The organism is Anaeroplasma sp. (assembly GCF_034179385.1).
Classification (GTDB): Bacteria; Bacillota_I; Bacilli_A; order Acholeplasmatales; family Anaeroplasmataceae; genus Anaeroplasma.
In genome coordinates, this window is record NZ_JAXFPY010000067.1 from 13,506 (window position 1) to 35,406 (window position 21,901).

Genomic DNA, 21,901 nt, shown 5'->3' on the forward strand with positions numbered 1-21,901 from the left:
ATGATTTTAGAAGAAAATGAAAAGAAAATAAGTATCTTAGAGGAGGAGCTTTTATCCCTTGATCCTTCTGATATAAGAGCAAAAGAGCTTAAAAATGAGCTTAAGGCATTAAAGCAAGAAACCTATTCGAATCTATCTGCATGGGATAGAGTATTAATCGCAAGAAGTGAAAAAAGAATTAAATCTAAAGCTTTAATAGATAAGCTCATCACGGATTTTATTGAGCTTCATGGAGATCAATATTATTCAGATGATCCATCGATTATTGCAGGCTTAGGCTTCTTAGGTGAAATGCCTATTACAGTGCTTGCCCAGGCTAAGGGTGAAAATTTAAACGATAATTTAAAAAGAAATTTTGGAATGACTTCTCCAGAAGGCTTTAGAAAAACATTAAGGCTTGCGAAGGAGGCTGAAAAATTCAAAAGACCAATCCTAACGATTGTAGATACCTCAGGTGCATACCCTGGTAAGGGTGCAGAAGAAAGAGGACAGGCTCGTGCGATTGCACAAAATTTATATGAATTTTCAAAGCTTAAAACTCCAGTAATCTGTATTATATTATCTGAAGGCGGATCTGGTGGTGCTTTAGCACTTACGGTATCCGATTATATTTATATGTTTGAAAATGCAGTATATTCTGTATTATCCCCAGAAGGCTTTACCTCCATCCTATTTAAGGATAAGGTTCCTGTTTTTGAGGTTGCAGAGGTAATGAAGCTTACAAGCCGTGATTTAATGGATTATGGAATTGCAGATGAAATCATAGAAGAGCCACTCGGTGGTATTCGCTATGTATCGGATAAATTTAGTGAAGAGCTAAAGGAAAGATTAATTGCCAAATTTAATGAGCTACTTGCTAAAGATACAGATGAATTACTTGAAAATAGATATCAAAAATTCCGTAAGATAGGAAGTGTTTTATAATGAAAATTGCGTTTTTATTTGCAGGACAAGGTGCCCAATATGTTGGGCAGGGTAAGGATTTTTATGAGAATTTAGATTTCGCAAAGGAAATCTATGATAAATATCCAGATATTAAAGAAATTTGCTTTGAAGATAGTAAAAACCTTATCAATCAAACCGCCTATGCACAGCCTACCATGCTACTTACAGGCTATGTTATTGCAAATGCACTTAAAAAGGGGGGCATTGAGCCAGAATATACCTGCGGTTTATCCTTAGGTGAATATACCGCTTTAGCCTTTGGTGGTGCTTGGGACATAGATTCTGCCTTAGATATCATAAAAAACAGAGGAAGAATCATGCAAGATGCACTTCCCTTAGGTACTACAAAGATGGCAGCCATTATTGGTTTAGATAGAGAAAAGGTACTTGAGGGTATAAAGGTTTTAGATGGTATTTGCGAGGTTGCAAACTACAACTGCCCAGGCCAAATCGTTATTACAGGGGATAATAAGGGTGTCGATTTCGCAATGGAAAATATGGCAAAGCTTGGCGCACTTAAGGTAGTACCACTAAATGTTTCTGGTGCCTTCCATTCAAGTCTTTTAAATGATGCAGCAAAGGAATTAAGAACCGTATTAGATAAATATACACCAAATATTCCAAAATATAAGATGGTTTATAATGTATCTGGTAAGGAATCGGATCGTTTCTTAAATGATATATTAGAAGATCAAATTCATTCCTCTGTATATTTTGAGGAGTCAATTAAATATTTATTAGAAAATGGTGTGGATACATTCATTGAAATTGGACCAGGCAAATCCTTATCTGGCTTTGTAAAAAGAGTAAACCGTAAGGTAAATATTTACGCTGTTACGGATTATGAATCCTATTTAGCAGTATTAGAGGCATTAAAAAAGTAATATGATAAAGAAATTAAATTGGGAATATGATGCAAAATATTCCTTCTTTCTTGCAGATGAAATAGAATCTACGAATACTTATTTTAAGGAGCATAGAGAAGAATATCCGGATAGATCTGTATTAATTGCTCAGAGGCAAACGAAGGGCAGAGGTAGATATAATCGAGTATGGGAATCTAAGGATGATATTACATTTTCTATATTACTTAAGCATAACGCAAGCTATAATATTATAGCGCCTCTTGCCTTATCTTTAGCCCTATATAGCTTAGGCTATGATACAGGTATTAAATGGCCTAATGATATTTATATGCAGGATAAGAAGCTTGCAGGCATTTTAATTGAGGATTTATATCAAATTACATTTCATAGTGCGGTTATTGGTATAGGGTTAAATATGAGCGATAAAGAAGAATATAATGCCATTGGCTTAAATTCAAAATTATCGAAATATGAAATTATTGATGCCATTTTAGTAAAGCTTGATGAGCTATTACAAATGGATATCAAGGATTTAATAGCACTATACCGGAAAAAATCTATTGTCGTTGGTAGAATGGTATATTACCATGATAAGCTATATAAGGCTATTGGTGTATCTAATTTAGGGTATTTAATCTTAAAAAATGATTATGAAGAGATATGTATATCCTGTGATGAGATTAATTTAAAGGAGTCATTAAGATAATGAAGGTTAAGGATGTATGTTTAATGACCGTATGCTTATGCATATTAATCCTATGCTCTAAAATTATAGTGCCCATTGGTGTTATTAGCATAACACTTCAAACATTCGCTGTTGCAATTATTCCATATATTTTAAAATGGAAAAGAGCATCTATTGTACTTACAGCCTATATCCTAATGGGATTATTAGGAATTCCTGTATTTAGTGATGGCGGAGGATTCCTTTATGTTTTAAAGCCATCTTTTGGCTTTATTTTGGGCTTTTTGGTATCAACATTCATAACAGGGTCTAATGTATTTAAAAACTCAAAAATCGCTGGATTAATCAAAGGCTTATTCGGCTTACTTGCCTTAGATTTCATTGGTATTGTCTATATGTATTTCATATTGAAATATTATATTGGAAGCGATAAGGCTTCTATAGTATATGTAATACAAGTAGGCTTCCTACCATTTATTTTAAAGGATTCTATTAGTGTAGTATTCGCCTATATAATTTCATTAAGGCTTAGTCCTATTTTAGATAATATGCAATTATCTAGCAAAGAATATATTGAAAAAGAAACAAAAATGTAGTCAAAAAGGATAAAAAATTGCAAAAATTCAATTTGCAATTTTTTTTGTTTTTTTAGTTGCGAAATTCTACTTCATAGATATATACTTAATGCACACCAAAAATATAATTTGGCTTATATTTTACGCATAGATGGTAAAAAATGGGCGAAAATTACAAGGTATTGATTTTAAAAAATGCGTTAGGTAAGCCAAAATTTGTATTTTTTAACAATTTAATAATTCCGTATAATGTTATCTCAATTCTTTCTGCTATTATTTTTCGACTACACTTTTGGAGGACAATCTTAATATGTGTAAAGAGACTGAATTTAATCAAATGGTAATGGCTACTAAGAGCCATCAGAAGGGAATTTTACGCAAGTATTCCTATATGGATAAAGAAGAGCTTGACGATTTAAACCAGGTAATGCTTCTTGCAATCTTCGACGCTGTATCTTCCTTTAACTATGAAAAGGGTGCATCACTAAAGACTTATTGCTGCAAGCTTATGGAGTGGAGAGTTCAGGAGTATTTATCTAAGAACTCTAGACTTATCTCCTTATCCGTAGATGACTACCAGGCAAGAGCTAAGGTCTTAGCGAAAATGGAGGAGATGCCTTACGCATCCTTAGATAGAATCGCTAAAGAAACTGGCTATTCTATAAAAGTGGTTCGTAAGGTCTTAACTCCACTTAACACCTCATCCTTAGATCAACCTGTGGGTGGCGAGGATGATGATATCTCCTTAGGTGATATCATCCCGGATGAGGACCTAGAGGCAGACTCCTATTTCAAGGGCTATATCCCATACTTAGATTCTGCACTATCCCATCTTTCTGAAAGAGATGAGGACATCATACGTAAATCCTTTGGTATTGGAGAGGCGAAATACTCTTTAGAGGATATTGCGAAAGCATATTCTGTATCACACCAAATGATTTCCAAATACAAGGCTAAAGCTTTAGTACAGCTTAAGCAAGAATTAATTAAAGCGACTTTTTCAGAGTCGCTTTAATTTTTTTGAATGCATCAAAACATATTGAATGAAATCTTGAAAGAAAGTATAATTTATGTAATATAAAACTTTCAAATAGGGGTTGAAAAAATGAATAAATTATGGAGAAATCTTATTGGAATTCCCCTAATGACCATGTGCCTTGCATCGGTTTTAGGAGTTTCTAGTGTAGCTTCAGATTATTATGCACCCATTACGAATACCACAAATGGATCCAATCTATCTTCAAGCCTACATACGTTAATTACAAACACACATACTACAAAATTATCTTATGCGAATGTATGGACTGCATATAAGACAACAGATACATTCCCAGGTACACCCATTATTTGGGATACCTATTCGGAGTATTTATATACCTATGGGACAGATCAAACAGGAAGTAGTGGATACACGGGTGAGGGGGATAACTACAACCGTGAGCACACAGTCCCTCAGTCTTGGTTTGGTAAAGCCTCCCCAATGGTTGCAGATGTATTCCACATTTTGGCAACCGACGGTAAGGTTAACGGCATGAGAAGTAATTACCCATACGGTGAGGTAGACACTTCAACCTACACTTCAGGTAATGGTGGAAAGCTAGGCTCTAGTAAGCTATCTGGCTATAATGGTACAGTATTTGAGCCTATTGATGAATATAAAGGAGATATCGCAAGAGGCTATATGTATATGGCTATAAGATATAGCGATCAATTATCTAGCTGGACCGTAGGAGAAGCACAAAAGATATTTACCGGAAGCTATCCTTATTTAACAAGCTATGCTATGGATTTATTTACAAAATGGAGCCATTTAGATCCTGTATCGGATAAAGAAATCATAAGAAATGACGCGATAGAGGATGTTCAAGGAAATAGAAATCCATTTATTGATCATCCAGAATGGATTGATACCATTTGGACAAACAGTTATAAAGATACAGATTCAAATACAAAGTATTCTACACAAAATGTTATTAGCGCAATCAACACATTAACTCAATCCTCTTCAAGTGAGGATGTTTATAGGGCTTATGCAAAATATTGTAGATTAAATACAAAAGATAAATCTTTAGTTACAAATGTATCAACATTATTTAGCCTAGTTGAATCTAAGGCGAATTCAACCATAGATTTAGATACATATTGGAATGAAATTATTGCGAGAAATACTATAGATTCCTTAGATCAAACAAAAGTGGATCATGTAATTTCATTAATTGATGCTTTACCAGAGGTAGTAACTCTTTCTATAGAAGAAGATATTTTAAATATTGAATCCTCTTATAGTGCATTAACGGCTTCGGAAAAAATAAAGGTTACCAATTATTCTATTCTTCAAGAAAAAAGAGCAGAATTAAATACTTTAATGAAGGACATTAATACATTTAGAGAAACATCTACGAAAGCATCTATGAAATTTAATTATGATGTTACAGAAACTGCTTCTTCCGATACGGTTACATATACCTTGGTTTCTAATACAAATGAGCTAAAGGTAGGAGATGTTATTGTAATTGCAGCAAGTGATGCAAATTATGCATTAAGTACAACGCAAAATACAAATAATCGTGGCCAAACTGCAATTACAAAGGAATCCAATACGATTACTTTTGGTGATGATGTTGAATTCATTACACTTGAAAGCGGAGCTTTAGAGAATACCTTCGCCTTAAAGACATCTTCTGGGTATTTATATGCCGCAAGCTCAAGTAGTAATGTTTTAAAAACACAAGATGAAATAGATGATAATGCCTCATGGGCAATGGATTATTCTAATGGAAATGGTACAATAAAAGCTCAAGGAACGAATTCAAGAAATAATTTGAAGTATAATTCTAGTGCTAAAATATTCTCTTGTTATGCATCAGGTCAACAAGCCGTTCAAATCTACAAGAAGACGAGTGGAAAAGGAACTACAATTGATATATCAAATGCATATATTCGTTTTGGTGGTGGAATTTCAAAGTCAACCTACCAAGGATTATTAACCTTAGGTGAGGATGTATCCTTTGGAGTTTCCTTATCTAAGGATGGTATGAATTATACAGATTATTTAGCAAATCCTGTATATGTGGATTCTATTGGTGCTAAGCTAGAAAATGTTAATGGTAACTATGTACAGTATTCTGTATTAATTCCAGCAAATGAAGTAGATTACACTACTTTAGTTTATGCAAAGTGCTATGTAAAAATCGATGGATTAAAATATTATATGCAAATATCGAATTTTAGCTTGCATACTCTTGCACAGTATTATATTCAAAATAAAGCTACCCTTGGAATTAGCGATGAGGTAGCATTAGCGTTAGGAGAATTTTAATGAAAAAATATGATAAACCAACAATTATAGATGAAGAAATAGAAATCGTAGATGTTATCGCTAAAAGCTATGGAACGGATCAAGCAGGAGATACGCTCATCGATTTCTTTGGCAACTAGATATATATGCAGAATGCAAAACGCATTCTGCTTTTCTTTTTGAAAACATTTACTTACATCAATTGTTACGTTTTTGTTTAACACTTGTTCTCTTTTATGATACTATGTCCTTAAAAATAAAGGAATATGGAGAGATTTTTTTATGGAAGAAAAGGAAAAGACTTTAGAGGTTACTCAAGATGAATCTACCGAAGTCCAAGAAAAGATGGAAAATGTGGAAGTAAAAGAAGATGAGCCAAAGAAGGAAAATAAGGTATTATCCTTCCTAATTACTACACTAAATGGTATGGCTTATGGCTTATTTGCTACATTAATCATTGGTACAATTATTGCAACGATTGGTGGTTTTTTTAAAGCCCCAGTAGCAGGAGAAGATGAAAATTTTGGCACATTTTTAAATACTGTTCTTTGTAATGGCGCAAAGGCACTACAAAATTTAACTGGTGCAGGTATTGGTGTTGGTATTGCGATTGCCCTTAAGAAAAAACCACTAGAAACTGTGGTTTTAGCGGGCGTGGGTGAGCTTGCTGGATATTTTTCACTATCAACCAGATTTTTTACTGAAGGAGCTATAAACAATGGAACATTCCAAATTGGAGATCCATTAACGGTTTATTTAACTGTCGTTGGTGTTGCTTTATTGATGGATGTTGTATTAAGAAAGAAAACACCAGTAGATATTTTAATTGTTCCACTATTTGCAGTTACTTTAGGATTAATTTTTGCATTAAGCTTACGTTTCCCTGCAATATATGTAACATACGCTATTCAGTGGTTAGTTAATGCTGGTACAAATGCTGTTCCATTCGTCATGGGAATTGTAGTTGCTGTACTCATGGGAATGGCACTTACAGCTCCAATATCCTCAGCTGCAATTGCGGCAATGGTATTCATGCTACCTAAGGATGTATCTGTAGAGGCAGCCTTAGCCAATCCAAATTATTCAGGATTAGTTATTGCATCTGGCGCTGCAGTTGTTGGTTGCTGCTGTCAGATGGTTGGCTTTGCCGTTCAATCGAGAAGAGATAATAGTATTGGTATGGTAGTATCCATTGGAATTGGCACATCTATGCTACAGTTTAAAAACATTTTAAAGAAGCCTATCGTTTGGCTTCCAACCATACTTGCATCTGCGATTTTAGGACCTATTGTAACTTGTGCATTTAACATTTATTGTGTTGGCTCAAATGCTGGTATGGGTACATCTGGCTTAGTTGGCCAGATTGGTACATTCGCATCTATGGGAAATACTTGGCAGACATGGCTTGCAATATTCGGGTTTGAAATTATCCTACCGATAGCATTAGTATTTGGAATTGATTTCTTATTCCATAAGCTTGGCTGGATAAAAAAGGGCGATTTAATTGTTTAAGAAATATGGGGAATTGTCGTGAAATTCGACAATTCCTTTTCTTTTTGTGCTGTTTTATGATATAGTATTTATGTATATTTTTTAGGAGTTGATATTATATGAGTTCAAGAAAGATATCCTTATTATTATCGATCATTGGAGCACTAATGTTTATCGGTGGTACCATTTATTTTATTATAGGATTTGTACAAACAAAGGGAGCAATAGAAGGCTTAATCGATAAAGAAGAAATAATCTCTAAGGTTCAGCCATTTATTTCAAGTATGTTATTATGGGTATTAGGTAATTTCTTAATTGTAACACTCGTTAATGGTGCTGCAGCTATGACATATTCTATGAAGAGTAATTTCTTCAAGGGGGATGCTTTATTTATTGTAAAGATTATTTCAGCCTTTATCCCAATTATAATGTGTGCTGTTTATTTCTTAATTACAATGGCTTTAATGCCATAAAAAATATGCGTCTACCAAAAGACGCATATTTTTAATTACATGGAATCGATTTCTTTTTTTAATTCCTCTAATATATCGCATTCCTTAATTGTTCGAACAGGAACACCCTTTTTAAAGATGACAGCACTACCCTTACCTCCAGCAATACCTAAGTCAGCTTCCTTGCCCTCGCCAATACCATTGACAACACACCCCATGACAGCAACATGAATTTTTTTATTTACAGTATATAAATATTCCTCCACAGCCTTTGCGAGTGGAATTAAATCGATTTGTGTTCTACCACAAGTAGGGCATGAGGTTAATATAGGCATATTATCCATTAATCCTTCCTCATTCAAAATAACCTTAGCTGCCTTAACCTCATCTAAAGGATCTCCAGTTAAGGATACTCTTATTGTATTTCCTATACCTAACTCTAGTAGCTTAGATAAACCAATAGAAGAAGTAATTAATCCCTTAAAGGCTGTACCAGCCTCTGTAATACCTATATGAAGTGGATAAGGGAATGTTTCTGCAGCAAGCTTATATGCTAGAAGGCATAATTTAATATTGGATGCTTTAATGGATAATACAATATCATAGAATCCTAAATTCTCTAATATTTCAATATGCTCCTTTGCAGCCTTAATCATATTTTCTGCGTTCACATCCCATCCCTTAGGTAAGGACCCAGCATTTACACCAATACGAATAGGAATATGTCTTTCCTTGCATAGCTCTACAATTTCTTTGATTTTATCCTTATCTCTAATATTACCCGGATTTAATCTTATTTTATCTACGCCCTCTTTTATTGCGATAATCGCAAGCTCTGGATCAAAATGAATATCTGCAACTAAAGGAATATGAATTTTCTCTTTAATCTTATGAATGGAATATGCATCCTCTATATCTAATACCGCAACACGAATGATTTCACAGCCTAATTTCTCTAAATCAAGAATTTGATGTACGGTTCTATCTACATCCTTTGTTTTTGTATTACACATACTTTGGATACGAATAGGATTATTTCCACCAAGATAAATATTACCAACTTTTACAACTTTTGTATCATTTCTATAAAACATTCCCATCACCTAATCCTATTATACATTAAAACGAGGTATGAAACTATAAAAAAAATAAAAATCCTGTTGCAATAATCCCTTCGTTTTGATATAATACCTTAGGAAGTTAATCTTTAGGTCTGGAGGGGAAAAAGACATGCGTGACTTAGTAAAGTTAATCTGTTCTGAATGCAAGAACGAGAATTATTATACAGACAAGAACAAGAAGACAACTCCTGAAAGAATGGAGATTAAGAAATATTGTCCTCATTGCCGTAAGCATACTGTACATAAAGAAAAGAAGTAAGAACATAAATAAATTACCAAGCATTGCTTGGTTTTTTATTTCTTTAAATAATGTTTTTGAGGTGAGACGATGATTGAATGTATAACAACAGGAGAGCTTAATACCAATAGCTATATCATATCGAATGAGAAAAAGGAATGTATACTTATAGACCCAGGCTTAGGCTATAAGGATGCCGCAAAATATATTAAGGATCATTATATTCCAAAGGCGATTTTTATTACCCATGCCCATATCGATCATATGGATGGAATCGAATATTTCTTAGATTTACCTATTTATATTCATAAGCTAGATAGTGATTCCTTATATGATGGTTATTCATCCCTTTATGATATGTTTGGAAGAGTATGTCCTTTTTCTATAGGAGATTTAAATGTTCATTTATTAAATGATTTAGATGAAATAGAATTAATTGGATATAAATTTAAGATATTGCATACAAAAGGTCATACGAAAGGCTCTATATGTATCAACTTTTTAAATTATGTATTTAGTGGAGATACCCTATTTATGGAATCTTGTGGTAGAACAGATTTTCCAACAGGCTCCTATACAGATATTTTAAAATCCTTAAATCGAATGATAAATTATTATCAAGAGGATTTTATTGTATACCCAGGACATGGGTCTAAAACAACCATTAAGAATGAGAAATTACATAATCCATATATAAGAGGGTAAAGAATCCCCTCACTCTTTATTCGTTCAAAAAATGTTCCAATTTTTGTTTTTTGTTCAAAAAAATATCGATTTTTCTTCATTTAATTTAATAATATTCTTTTCATCACAATTCTTTTGTGATAAAATAGTCGTAAATTATTTTTTGGAGGGATCCTTATGAAAAGATTAATTATACCAAAGGATTACAAATCAGAATTAGGATTATTAGATACAGAAATTGCAATTAAATTTGTAAAGGATACATTTGAACGATTACTTGCAGATAAATTAAATTTAACGAGAGTTTCTGCTCCTTTATTCGTATTCCCTAAAACAGGCTTAAATGATAATCTAAATGGATACGAAAGAAGAGTAAATTTTGATATTAAGAATATTGAATCTGAGGTTGAAATTGTACAATCTTTAGCAAAGTGGAAGCGCCATGCGCTTGCACGCTATCAATTTATTCCTCATACGGGATTATATACGGATATGAATGCGATAAGAAGAGATGAGGATTTAGATACCCTACATAGTGCTTATGTTGACCAGTGGGACTGGGAAAAGATTATTGATAGAGAGGATAGAAATGAGGTATACTTAAGAAAAACAGTTAAGGATATCTATTCTGTTATTTTAGAGCTTGAGCATAAGGTATCTATGGTACACCCTCATTTATATAATGAATTACCACAGGATATATATTTCATTACATCTGAGGAATTATTACAAAGATATCCAGATAAAACACCACAGGAAAGAGAATATTTAATTTGCAAAGAAAAGAAGGCAGTATTCTTACTTGGTATTGGTGGAAAATTATCCAACGGCATGCCTCACGATGGTAGAGCTGCCGATTACGATGATTGGAGCCTAAATGGAGATATCCTACTTTATTATGATGTACTGGATATCGCATTTGAGATTTCTTCAATGGGTATTCGTGTAGATGAAACATCTATTGTAAGCCAGCTTAAGGCTAAGGGTGAGGAGACAAAACTCGAAAACCCATATGTACAGGATATCCTAAATAAGAGACTACCACTTACGATTGGTGGTGGTATCGGACAATCTAGATTATGTATGTTCATGCTAAGAAAGGCTCATATTGGTGAGGTACAATCTAGTGTATGGGACGATAAGGACTTAAAATTATTAGAGGAAAACGGAATTACCTTATTATAAAAAGAAAAAATCATCTTTCGGATGATTTTTTTAATTGTATTCAATTTCTTCAATTAAAGCCTGATAAATAAGCTTTAAATTTTCATTTTCACTTCTTAAATTTCTTATGATATTTTTATTCATTAGCTTTAAAAGCTTAACTGCACCCTTAGGGTATTCCTCACAAAATGTATTGAAGTCATCACTCGATAAAGAGAAGGTTTTACAATTCGTTTTCGCTATGACTGTTGCAGATCTTTTATCCTTATCAATTAAGGCCATTTCACCAAATATGATATGCATATCATCCTTTAAGGTTGCACAAACAAATTCTTCATTATAAATGGTAGTTTTAATGACATCTACAACCCCTTCAATTAATAAATACATGGTTGTATCGATATCATTTTCCTTAATGATGATATCCCCCTCATGAAATTCCTGCACTAAAACCATAGAGGCTAAGGCTTCTAAATCCTTATCCTCTATTGTAGATAGAAGAGGGAATGTTTTTAATATATTTTTCTTTTCTATAATATCCATTATTTTTCCTCCCCTAAAATGATAGCACCCATGTTTTTATCTAAGATAAAATCATCCTGTGGATTTAATCTTGGATTATTCATTTCAATATTTTTAATATTTTTCATCTTTTGAATGATTTCACCATAGTTTGTAGATTTTTGAGCATCGGATAATATTTGATGCTTAAGCTCCTTTTCTACACCCATATTTTCTAAGACACCAAGTAATAAATATTTCTTTTCATTTTTATAATAATCAAATAATTCTTTATATTTTCTTCCGACCCATTGATCTTCTATTTTAAGGATTTGTACACTCGTGCCATCTCCATTATCTAAGAAGGAAGACATTACCTTAGACATACCACTATAATTGGTTGAGGTAGATAGAATATATCTTGTATATTCTTCTGAATAAACAACCTCAGCACAATTTTGCTGTAAAAGATAATCTCTATATCTTTTTGTTCTTACCTCGCAGCATATATGACATTTTGAGTTTAAATTTCTTACCATTAATGCTGTAACAAAGATTCTAGAATCAATTAATTCATCATCTAGGCTTTCTATATTTTCACCAATAATTAAAACCTTAGAAGCTTCTTTAACATTCGCATTGATCAAGGTTTGCTCAATCGTATAATCACCCTTTAAGATATTTAAATTCTTAAAATCCTTATCCTCTTTAATTAAATCTAGCTTTTCTTGTTCTAGATTATTAATTAAAATGATGTTCTCCATTTTTAATTTATCATTTTTTCTTATAATATCTAAGATTAATGCCTTTAAATCATTTTTATATCCTAGTATAAGAATATGGTTTTTCATTTGCTGCATTTTCTTTATCGACCTTTCTTGATTTAATCTTTTTTCTACAAACGCAGAGGAAATATAACCTGTAAACATAGAAATAGCGATTGTACCAAAGGCTAAGAAGATAACACCTAATAGTCTTGTTTGGTTATTGTCTATGAATTCATAATCATTTCCTGCTAAGGCTAAAACATTAAATATGAATACATCTATGAATGAGTAAGGCTCATTATTTGGGCCTAAAACATTATTCCACTTCAGTATAAAATATAATAAGGTAACCAGTAGAAGATAAACGGAAATTACGATGAATAAAGCGGTAATATGAAATTTTTTCCAAATTGTTTTGAATTTTTCCATACCAAAATATGCCTTTCTTCGTTTATGTACTATTTTACCATAATATCTTTCATTTTGTAAATTGTAGAAAAAGCAATATATTCTTTTAAATGTAGTTGAAAAATTCTAATTATACTATATAATTAGTGTGTTCATTTAGGTTAGCGTTATAGGATATTTTCTTCTTAATACATTAGATGATGAAAATAGACAATCGGATATCATAAGTGAACATAAAAAATGAAACTCTATATGGATACACTTTATATTCATTTCCTAAGCAATAGAAAAAGCGATATCATCATTTAAATGTATTTGAAAAAATCTAATTATAATTATATAATTAGTGTATCAATTGAGGTGAGGTTCTATGCGATATTTTGTTGTTCCCAATCTTAAGGAAAAAGAAAAATATATAGAATTATCTAAAAAATACAATTTAGGGTTTGAATATAATGAATTTTTTATTCCGGATACATTAGATGATGAAAATAAAATATCGGATATCCTAAGCGAATATAAAAAATTAAATCGTACTATGGATACACTTCATGGGGCATTCTTTGATATTGTATTAGATTCTATGGATCAAAGGATTCAAAATATCTCCTTAGATCGAGTGAAAAAATCGCTAGAGATTGCAGATAAGCTCAATTGTAAGGGTGTTATATTTCATACGAATTATATTACCTGGATGAAGGATCAAAAATACAGAAGAAGATGGATTGAATATAATAAGAGAGCGTATTTATCCTTAATAGAGGAATTTCCTAATTTAGAGATCTATATAGAGAATATGTTTGATTTAGATCCCTATTTATTAAGAGATTTGGTTAAAGAAATAAATCATGAAAGAATTGGCGTTTGTCTCGATTTTGCCCACGCGAATCTCTCAAATACAAGCTTAGATATATGGTTTTCTGAGCTTAAGCCTTATATTAAGCATATTCATATCAACGATAATGATGGAATTATGGATTCTCATGATGAAATTGGTAAGGGCTCAATCGATTTTAAAAAGGTATTTGAATATATTCGAAAGTTAGAGGATACAACCACGATTTTAATTGAGATATCCGATTATAATAAAGCTTTAAATTCTATAAAATATTTAAAGGAAAATGGCTTTATAGAATAAAAGAATGGGAGATATTTATGCTAGATATTATCATTCCACAATACATGGAGGATGAACATAAAATTAAAGATTTATTAGATTCTATAGAAAATCAAAAAAATATAGATTTTCATGACATTCATGTAACGATCCTAAATGATGCATCGAATGTTTTATTATCCAATGAATTTTTAATGAAGTATGAAAAATTAAATATTTTGTATTTGAGGAATGATAAGAATTTAGGACCAGGTCTTACAAGGCAAAGAGGTATCGATATGACAGATGAGCCCTTCATTATGTTTTTCGATGCGGATGATAGGCTTATAGATTTGAATGTACTCTCTAAGATTTTAGATTATTTAAAAAAATATAATCCGGATTATTTAGTTACCAATATCATGGTTGAGGTTTATTTTGATAATCAAAAATCCTTAAGATTAAGAAAAAGAGAAGAAACATTCCCATGGATGCATGGAAAGGTTTATAAAAGATTTTATCTTAAGGATCATAATTTAAGATTTCATCCCAATGTAAGACATTTAGAGGATTCTTATTTTACAAGCTGTCTTGTTGGTACATTAAGCCCTAAGGAAATCCATTATTTGGATATCGTATCCTATTTATGGAAAATGAATGAGCTAAGTCTAACAAGGAAAAAATCAAAATATAATTATATGGTAGATATCTTTGATGATTTTATGTCTTGTGCAAGATATGTATATGATTATTTAACAAGCATAAAGAGTAAAATGAGATTTCCTTATTTTATTCAATCCACATTAGGAATTTATACCGTATTAAATTCTAATTTATTTGATTTTGATGATTTAAAGGATAAAAGAGAAGCCTATTTAAAAGATCTACATGATTATGTCATTAAAAAGAAGAATATATATAAATTAGTGACATCGGATTGTTTACTTAAGCTTTATGAAAAGGAAATAAGAGAGCTTAAGGAAAGAAATAACCTGAGAAAAATTTATAAAGGCTTAAATGAATTTTTTAATGAATTTTTAATATAAAGATAAGGAGGGACTCTATGAAGGACGAATTTAATAGAAAAAAGGAATTCGAATATAATAGAAAAATCAAAGAATTTAAAAGATTTGATGCAATTGAATATTATAAGCCGAAGGAAATAGCGCCACTACCTCCTGAAATTAAGAAATTTAAGGAAGGCTTTAATGATAAGCCTGCCCCTGAAAAAAAGGCTATTAAGAATCGATTTGAGGAAAAGCTAAATCAAAAGAGCCAAAGTGAAAATATGAACTCTGAGGGTCAAAATATAGAAGCTGAAGGAGCAAATATAAATGGAGAAGCTATAGAGGGGAATATATCTACGATAAACTCTACAGCCTCTAGTATAGAAGCAACCTCTTCTGTAGTTACTGCATCGACTTCGCTTGCTGGTGGAGTATCGATTATTTCTGCGTGCGCAATTGTTGCGGCTACAGTAGGCTCAACGGTAATGAATGCATCCCCTAAGGTAGAAATTTTAGAGGTTACTGCAGGAAGTGACTACTTACAATATAAAATAGATGTATCCGAATTAACCGAAGACACCCTATATAAGGTTAAGGTTTATAATGATACCTTTCATTCGGAATATGAAATTCATGAGGCAGGTATCCAAAAACAAATTGTTACTGGATTAATTCCAAATAGAAGATATACGGTATCTATAGTCGCATCGAATGATGATTTAGGTGATATTACCTACTATACCTTAGATTGCTACACATCTAAGCTAGAATGTCCTAAGGCCGTATTTGATATTGAACCTACAATATCTATAGAGGATGGATCCTTTGATTTAGATTATAATGTATTTGTTTCCGATTATTATCAAACAGGATATCAAACCTATTTGGAAATCTATATTGATGAAAAGTTGGTTGAAACCAATAAAATATTAGATGAAGAGAATTATTTTAGAGGCTATTTTAATGATTTATATGAAGGACAAAATGTTTATTTTGCTGCATATACGACCTATTATGATGAATTGACGAAGATTGGTGAATTAGGCTATAAGCTAACCTATCCAGATTATATGGCAGATGAAATCTATCAATCGACCTTTGATTTTAAAGCCCCAGTCATCACGACAAGTGAGGATTCCTATTTCATATCTATCGATACTGGCTTTATGCCTGAAAATGAACATGAGGGCTATATTCTTGATGTCTATAAGACGGGAGAATATGATTCTATTCTTACCAATTACAAGCTTAATAGAGAAGAGGATGATTTGGTTTTAAGCATTGAAGGGTGTGATACGATTGCCTCCTTTAATGTTCCTGCAAACCTATCTGGTATTGATATTTACCTAACTCCAACAAAGGAAATTGGAAATCAAAAAAGATACTATGCTAAGCGTCATATTGGCACCTATTCCTTTAGTGAAAATAGAATTGATGCGAAAGATCCAACCGCATCCATTACCTTTAATCCAGTATTAGATTATGATCATAGTATTTATAATCTAGATTATACTATTAAAATTAATGATCCATATAATATTGGAGAGGAATTCTATTATAAGGTTCTATTAAACAATAATGATTCTGATACTTTAGTGATTACAAGCTATAATGTAGAGTCCACTATAGAAAATTTATATAATGGCTTTACAGCTGCAATAATCGTTTATACAAAAAGGAATGACGAAGAAATCCCTATTGGAAGCAATGAATTTGTTGTAGAATACCCAACAGGCTTTGGTGAATTCACATCAAAATATAGCTTAGATAGTAAAAATGTATCCTTAGATTTATGTAAGAATATTCTTTCTATAGATACAAAATTTGAACAAGCAAATTCTTTGGATTCCTATAGATTAAATGTATATGATACCGATAGGAACCTATTACAAACAAAGAATTCTATAGAGGACACACTTACATTTGAAAATATAAAAACAAAGGAATTGATATTAGAATTTGTTCCAATTTCTAATGGAAAGAGCTTTGATGCTGTATCTATAAATTATATCCAAGAGGATTTAACCTTCGGTCATGACTTTCAAATTAGCTATGAATGGAATATGGATAACACAGAAGTTATAGCTACTGCAATTTGTCAAAATGATTCATCCCATAAGGTGGTTGAGGTGGCAGTACCTACAGTAACTACAACCAAGGAAGCAACAAATACAGAAGCTGGTATTCTTCTATATGAGGCTACATTTAAAAATTCCCTATTCACACCTCAGGTGAGGGAAGTTATGGATCCATTTAAAATGGTAAACTTCGATTTACTTGAAAAAGAGCTATCCTTAAGTGTTTCTTCCGTTGATGGCTATAGTGAGAAGTCCTATACCTATTCTATTGATTTCATCTATAGCGATAAGAAGGAAAGAAAGATAGAAGGAGGATTTATTGGCTTTTTAGAGGAGGTATTTGACCTAGATTACGATTTAAATACCTATACCGATGAAGATATTTCAAGTATCACCTTATCCATTTTTGATATCGATGGTAATTTCATTCGATCCTATACTTATGCAAAGGATGATGCAAATATTACCTACTTTCCTTATCAAATTGATGAAAATGCAATTGTTACTATCCCATATGAGATAGAAATGAATAATGCTACCTTCGAAACGGCAATGGTTCAATTTGATTCTGGTACAAATGATCTCTTTGATGATTTAATCGCTAAGGGTAGTATTCGAGTAGAGAATCTTACATCGAATGAGCTTATCTATAATACAACCATTTATTATAAAAAGGGTACATTACATATTTCTCGCGAAATGAAAAAGGAAACGATTTCTTTAGAAACTGAAGTTTCCTTAGATTATTATGCAAACTATATGAATTCCGAATATTATGCATTCTTAGACATTGATGCATATATCGATGGTGTAAAAATCACTCGTGAGCTAGAGCTTATGGTCTTAACCGAAGGGCCACTAGATTATGAAACCTATAGAACCATGGAATATAAATATATTATTTCTACTAAGGATGATGAAGAAATAGATAAGGTAGATTATATAAATGGATATTATAAAATACCTCTAGTTCATACAGATAATATCACTTATTTAGATTTAAGAATTGAATCCTTAGGCTACAAGGAAATAATAAATATTCCAAATGGAACCTTCAATAAGATTGCAAGCTATGATGATGTAGATAATTATTCTATTCCAGAGGATAATTATTATATTGTAACAGAAGATAACGGACTAAAGCATTATTATTTCGATTTCGATTTAGGAAAAACTACAACTAAGGGTGAAATTGTATGTACTATAAATTATTCCTATAAGGAAGATGGTATTACAAGATATGGTCATACAGAATATTTTAGCTCTTCACATTATAAACTAGCCGTACCATATGATTTAGAAAATATAAATTTAACTATATATTATAAAGCATTAGATAAATATATAGGAATAAATGGTGAGAATAATCCATCTCCAGCAAATTATAATCTATATGAAAAAGGAGATGGCTCATACAAGGAGGCATCGGATTCCTTCATAGATAATACTATATATTACCAACACCAAGGTAATGAATATATTATTGTAAATCCACAAAGCTTAGGCTTATATGAGTATATTGTAGATCCATCTTTAGATACAGCTTCTTATGAATTATCTTTAGATACAGCATTTGATAGCAATAAACAATATTATGTTTTTGAAGAAAAATATATATTGGCTCTACCATCAAGCCTAGGCTTAATGGTAAAGGAAGATTATATCTTAACAGAGGATACCTATTTCGATAGTGAGAAGAAATATTTCCAATATATAGATGGAAGCTATATTCTTGCAACACCTAAGAGCTTAGGCTTTAGTGAAGGAAGAACCCTTGGCTTAGTACTCGCACAAGAAGAGGAATTCCAAGATACAGCCTATTATATCTATGATGATCTAAGCCATACCTATACCTTAGTAACGCCTTCTTCTTTAGATTTATATGTAGAACAAAATGGTGCCTATGAAAAGGTTGTATCTTCAATCTTTGAGGTGGGTGTATCCTATTATAAGCTTATGGATGGTGAATATGTACCCGTAAATCCTTTATCCTTAAATCTATATAAAAATAGCTATGATAAAGTATTAACAGAGGATAATGAATTTATTTATTCTTATTATGATAGAAAGGTATGTCCATTATCTATCGATGATAAGCTTAAGGCTATATCTGAGGATATGCTATATTATAATAAAGAAGATGACACGACGGTAATAAGATTTAATGTAGATGCAAATAAGGTAGAAGGAGAAAATGTTACCCTATCCTTTAATCAAGAGGATATAGTTATTCCAATCTATGATTATCAATATTGTGCTAGTAAATATGTAGATCAGGGTGGATATTATACTTACGATAGTATTATAGATAATAAAACGATTACTGTATCTGCATTCTATAGTGTAGAAGATATCACCTATTATGAAATTATAATAACCTTTACAGGTAATGTAGTAGATGGTAATTACGAAAAGCCTATAGTAACCTATAGCTATTTCCCTAAGGATTTCATGAATACATTTGGTGAAATTGTAAATAGTGCATCGCTTAAAGAAACCATGTCCTATACGATTGCAGATTCCAATATTACCTATAGTGAGTGCTATGTAAACGATAATGTAGGTCAAAATGGCTATACCTTAACGGTTGGCTATAGCGATTATCAATCCGAAAATGATGCCGATAATCCTTTAATTGAGGTATATTCAGATTCGAATTACCAAAATCTAATTACGAGTGCGGGACCTATTTATAACTATTATAAGGAAGCATATATAGACATTCCAAATACATATTCGGTTGTTTATATAAAGACAAAATTCATAAGAAACTATGGTCAAAATGAATTAGTTCTATATGAAGAGATTATAGGTAAGCATATATTAAATGCGGCCTCTATTGTAGAGGTTGGCATCAATAGTGATGGTGTATTCTTTCAAGGAGCGACATATTCAGAGAATCTAAGCTATAGAATCACTAAGGAATATGCAAATGGAGAAAAGAATAGTGAGGAAGGTACATTTGATTCTTCATCCTTTGACATTCATACAAGTAAAGAAGAAGGTATCATAAAATATACCTTTGAGGTTATAGATACCAATACTTTAGAGGTTATAACATCAAGAGATTATATCGATTTCATAACGGTATCCGATTATACCTATATGGATAATACAGATTATATTTCCTTTGATTATGAAATTCGTGCGATGACTGATCTAACTATACAATCTATAGAAATTCAGTATGGAAAGAATGTAGTAGAAACAAATGATCTATCGGGTACATTAGATGAGCATACCCTAAGTGGTGCATATGAAGACTTTATCTTTATTGTTACTTATCGTGATAATAATGATAAAGAGGTTACCTATAGGGTTGAAATACTTAAGCAATTAGAGATTACGGATATAAATTATGAATATGAAATTTTAGGTCTTACGAATTCTTCTTATACCTATACAGGCTATAAAGCCGTATATGATACTGTAAATGATGTTTTATATGATAGAGTAACTGTAGATGGAATCACAAAAATTTATAGGGATGAAAATGGCAATTTAGCACCAGCTGTAGATGATACAGATGTTATCTATATAGAATTAAAGCATACGGCAGTATATGAGACTGTAGGCGAGGTTATAGCCTATGTAGGCCCTATTAAGATTTCCTATAAGGATTATGAAATAGAGGTTATAAAGGGTGGTTCTGGTAAGAATTATCGTGCTCCACTAGAAAATAACCCAAGAACGATTTTAGGTAGTGAATTTGATAACGAATTAATTTTCTTACATTCGGATACAAGCTACCTTGAGGATCAATATAAGAATAGAGAATATTCAACATCTATGGAATTAGAATTTAATATTATCTATCAGGATAAAACTAAGAATTATAATATATCCTTTGACAAGCCTTATGAAAGCTATTATAACTATAATAGTCAATTCTTTGATAGTGCAAATCAAGGATATACTATGGAAAGACTTGATGGGGATAAGATGAATTTAAGTATCAACACAGGCTTTAAGATGGATGAATATCCAAATTATGCATATAAGATCACCTTATATTCCATAGATTCTATTGGCACTACAGGTAATGCATTATATACATCGAATCTTATAACAGATAAAGAATATACCTTTACAGGTATTGATGATAAGGCCTATAAGGTATCCATTATCGTATATGAGCTAAAGGATGATTTAAAGATTTATTATGATCATTATGCATATGTTCTAAATAAGCCAGCGAATACGGCATTACTTGCTGGAGAGATTTCAATGGATAGTAATACCAACCAATATTATGTTTCTTATACCCTTGATGAGGCTTATTTAAATAAGAATCAGGATATAAATATTCGCTTTTCGGAAACGGATCATATTATTTCACTTACCGATGGTGAATATGATCTAAATGGTTATATAGCGAAGGTTACCACATCTGATGGTAAGATTTTAGTTGTTGTAACTGAGGTAAATCCATCAAGCCGTAATACCTTTGTTGGTTCTATTACTCTATCTGAGGGTAATAGTGAAATTGGATATAGTACAAAAACTTATTATATTTCTTAAGTAG

General features: G+C 31.8%; 17 protein-coding genes. 14 read left to right on the top strand and 3 right to left on the bottom strand.

Going from position 1 to position 21,901, the window contains the following annotated elements; translation table 11 throughout:
- From SPJ17_RS04300 to SPJ17_RS04335, 8 genes are all read left to right on the top strand, one after another.
- The gene (locus SPJ17_RS04300; protein ID WP_321093023.1) at positions 1-924 is read left to right on the top strand and encodes an acetyl-CoA carboxylase carboxyltransferase subunit alpha; all 924 of its coding nucleotides are present in this window, start codon (positions 1-3) and stop codon (positions 922-924) included.
- Positions 924-1,829 carry an ACP S-malonyltransferase gene (locus SPJ17_RS04305; RefSeq protein ID WP_321093024.1) on the top strand — a complete coding sequence of 302 codons (906 nt, stop codon included), beginning with the start codon at positions 924-926 and terminating at the stop codon, positions 1,827-1,829. Before SPJ17_RS04300 ends, SPJ17_RS04305 begins: the two co-directional genes overlap by 1 nt.
- A 1-nt stretch (position 1,830) precedes the next feature.
- Entirely contained in the window at positions 1,831-2,517 is a 687-nt protein-coding gene (locus tag SPJ17_RS04310; RefSeq protein WP_321093025.1) for a biotin--[acetyl-CoA-carboxylase] ligase, read from the top strand.
- Positions 2,517-3,092 (top strand): biotin transporter BioY, encoded by a 576-nt coding sequence (locus SPJ17_RS04315; RefSeq protein WP_321093027.1) that lies wholly within the window; start codon positions 2,517-2,519, stop codon positions 3,090-3,092. The genes SPJ17_RS04310 and SPJ17_RS04315 overlap by 1 nt, the downstream gene beginning before the upstream one ends.
- A 289-nt stretch (positions 3,093-3,381) precedes the next feature.
- Entirely contained in the window at positions 3,382-4,086 is a 705-nt protein-coding gene (locus tag SPJ17_RS04320; RefSeq protein WP_321093029.1) for a sigma-70 family RNA polymerase sigma factor, read from the top strand.
- Positions 4,087-4,176: 90 nt separating this feature from the next.
- On the top strand, positions 4,177-6,390 hold the full coding sequence (locus tag SPJ17_RS04325) for an endonuclease (protein WP_321093031.1): 2,214 nt from the start codon (positions 4,177-4,179) through the stop codon (positions 6,388-6,390).
- 261 nt (positions 6,391-6,651) lie between these two features.
- Positions 6,652-7,881 (top strand): PTS sugar transporter subunit IIC, encoded by a 1,230-nt coding sequence (locus SPJ17_RS04330; protein ID WP_321093033.1) that lies wholly within the window; start codon positions 6,652-6,654, stop codon positions 7,879-7,881.
- Positions 7,882-7,979: 98 nt separating this feature from the next.
- On the top strand, positions 7,980-8,333 hold the full coding sequence (locus SPJ17_RS04335; RefSeq protein WP_321093035.1) for a hypothetical protein: 354 nt from the start codon (positions 7,980-7,982) through the stop codon (positions 8,331-8,333).
- A gap of 35 nt (positions 8,334-8,368) precedes the next feature.
- Here the strand turns inward: SPJ17_RS04335 and ispG are convergent, their stop codons facing one another.
- Complete coding sequence (gene ispG, locus SPJ17_RS04340) at positions 8,369-9,406, bottom strand: flavodoxin-dependent (E)-4-hydroxy-3-methylbut-2-enyl-diphosphate synthase (RefSeq protein ID WP_321093036.1); 1,038 nt, start codon at positions 9,404-9,406, stop codon at positions 8,369-8,371.
- Positions 9,407-9,542: 136 nt separating this feature from the next.
- Between ispG and rpmG the strand changes: the two genes are divergently transcribed.
- The 3 genes from rpmG (at position 9,543) to asnA (ending at position 11,540) form a co-directional block, all read left to right on the top strand.
- On the top strand, positions 9,543-9,692 hold the full coding sequence (gene rpmG / locus SPJ17_RS04345) for a 50S ribosomal protein L33 (RefSeq protein ID WP_321093038.1): 150 nt from the start codon (positions 9,543-9,545) through the stop codon (positions 9,690-9,692).
- A gap of 69 nt (positions 9,693-9,761) precedes the next feature.
- Positions 9,762-10,376 carry an MBL fold metallo-hydrolase gene (locus SPJ17_RS04350; RefSeq protein WP_321093039.1) on the top strand — a complete coding sequence of 205 codons (615 nt, stop codon included), beginning with the start codon at positions 9,762-9,764 and terminating at the stop codon, positions 10,374-10,376.
- Between the two features lie 156 nt (positions 10,377-10,532).
- Entirely contained in the window at positions 10,533-11,540 is a 1,008-nt protein-coding gene (gene asnA / locus SPJ17_RS04355) for an aspartate--ammonia ligase (protein WP_321093041.1), read from the top strand.
- 30 nt (positions 11,541-11,570) lie between these two features.
- On the opposite strand, the gene SPJ17_RS04360 is transcribed toward asnA, so the two are convergent.
- Together SPJ17_RS04360 and SPJ17_RS04365 are read right to left on the bottom strand one after the other, a co-directional pair.
- Complete coding sequence (locus SPJ17_RS04360; protein WP_321093042.1) at positions 11,571-12,062, bottom strand: cyclic nucleotide-binding domain-containing protein; 492 nt, start codon at positions 12,060-12,062, stop codon at positions 11,571-11,573.
- Positions 12,062-13,216, bottom strand: a complete 1,155-nt coding sequence (locus SPJ17_RS04365; protein WP_321093044.1) for an NAD-binding protein — start codon at positions 13,214-13,216, stop codon at positions 12,062-12,064. Before SPJ17_RS04365 ends, SPJ17_RS04360 begins: the two co-directional genes overlap by 1 nt.
- A 349-nt stretch (positions 13,217-13,565) precedes the next feature.
- Here SPJ17_RS04365 and SPJ17_RS04370 point away from each other — a divergent pair, with 349 nt between their 5' ends.
- From SPJ17_RS04370 to SPJ17_RS04380, 3 genes are read left to right on the top strand one after another with little or no spacing between them, the layout of a single operon-like run.
- Complete coding sequence (locus tag SPJ17_RS04370; RefSeq protein WP_321093046.1) at positions 13,566-14,333, top strand: sugar phosphate isomerase/epimerase family protein; 768 nt, start codon at positions 13,566-13,568, stop codon at positions 14,331-14,333.
- A 17-nt stretch (positions 14,334-14,350) separates the two neighbouring features.
- A complete protein-coding gene (locus SPJ17_RS04375; RefSeq protein WP_321093048.1) occupies positions 14,351-15,337 on the top strand; it encodes a glycosyltransferase in 987 nt (328 codons plus the stop codon).
- Positions 15,338-15,354: 17 nt separating this feature from the next.
- Entirely contained in the window at positions 15,355-21,897 is a 6,543-nt protein-coding gene (locus tag SPJ17_RS04380; protein ID WP_321093050.1) for a hypothetical protein, read from the top strand.
- The last annotated feature ends 4 nt before the right edge of the window (positions 21,898-21,901 follow it).

What these genes read in the sequence shown, in the direction of transcription:
- SPJ17_RS04300 (WP_321093023.1), top strand. Translation starts at nt 1, where the DNA reads ATGATTTTAGAAGAAAATGAAAAGAAAATAAGTATCTTAGAGGAGGAG.
- SPJ17_RS04305 (WP_321093024.1), top strand. Translation starts at nt 924, where the DNA reads ATGAAAATTGCGTTTTTATTTGCAGGACAAGGTGCCCAATATGTTGGG.
- SPJ17_RS04310 (WP_321093025.1), top strand. Translation starts at nt 1,831, where the DNA reads ATGATAAAGAAATTAAATTGGGAATATGATGCAAAATATTCCTTCTTT.
- SPJ17_RS04315 (WP_321093027.1), top strand. Translation starts at nt 2,517, where the DNA reads ATGAAGGTTAAGGATGTATGTTTAATGACCGTATGCTTATGCATATTA.
- SPJ17_RS04320 (WP_321093029.1), top strand. Translation starts at nt 3,382, where the DNA reads ATGTGTAAAGAGACTGAATTTAATCAAATGGTAATGGCTACTAAGAGC.
- SPJ17_RS04325 (WP_321093031.1), top strand. Translation starts at nt 4,177, where the DNA reads ATGAATAAATTATGGAGAAATCTTATTGGAATTCCCCTAATGACCATG.
- SPJ17_RS04330 (WP_321093033.1), top strand. Translation starts at nt 6,652, where the DNA reads ATGGAAGAAAAGGAAAAGACTTTAGAGGTTACTCAAGATGAATCTACC.
- SPJ17_RS04335 (WP_321093035.1), top strand. Translation starts at nt 7,980, where the DNA reads ATGAGTTCAAGAAAGATATCCTTATTATTATCGATCATTGGAGCACTA.
- ispG (WP_321093036.1), bottom strand. Translation starts at nt 9,406, where the DNA reads ATGTTTTATAGAAATGATACAAAAGTTGTAAAAGTTGGTAATATTTAT.
- rpmG (WP_321093038.1), top strand. Translation starts at nt 9,543, where the DNA reads ATGCGTGACTTAGTAAAGTTAATCTGTTCTGAATGCAAGAACGAGAAT.
- SPJ17_RS04350 (WP_321093039.1), top strand. Translation starts at nt 9,762, where the DNA reads ATGATTGAATGTATAACAACAGGAGAGCTTAATACCAATAGCTATATC.
- asnA (WP_321093041.1), top strand. Translation starts at nt 10,533, where the DNA reads ATGAAAAGATTAATTATACCAAAGGATTACAAATCAGAATTAGGATTA.
- SPJ17_RS04360 (WP_321093042.1), bottom strand. Translation starts at nt 12,062, where the DNA reads ATGGATATTATAGAAAAGAAAAATATATTAAAAACATTCCCTCTTCTA.
- SPJ17_RS04365 (WP_321093044.1), bottom strand. Translation starts at nt 13,216, where the DNA reads ATGGAAAAATTCAAAACAATTTGGAAAAAATTTCATATTACCGCTTTA.
- SPJ17_RS04370 (WP_321093046.1), top strand. Translation starts at nt 13,566, where the DNA reads ATGCGATATTTTGTTGTTCCCAATCTTAAGGAAAAAGAAAAATATATA.
- SPJ17_RS04375 (WP_321093048.1), top strand. Translation starts at nt 14,351, where the DNA reads ATGCTAGATATTATCATTCCACAATACATGGAGGATGAACATAAAATT.
- SPJ17_RS04380 (WP_321093050.1), top strand. Translation starts at nt 15,355, where the DNA reads ATGAAGGACGAATTTAATAGAAAAAAGGAATTCGAATATAATAGAAAA.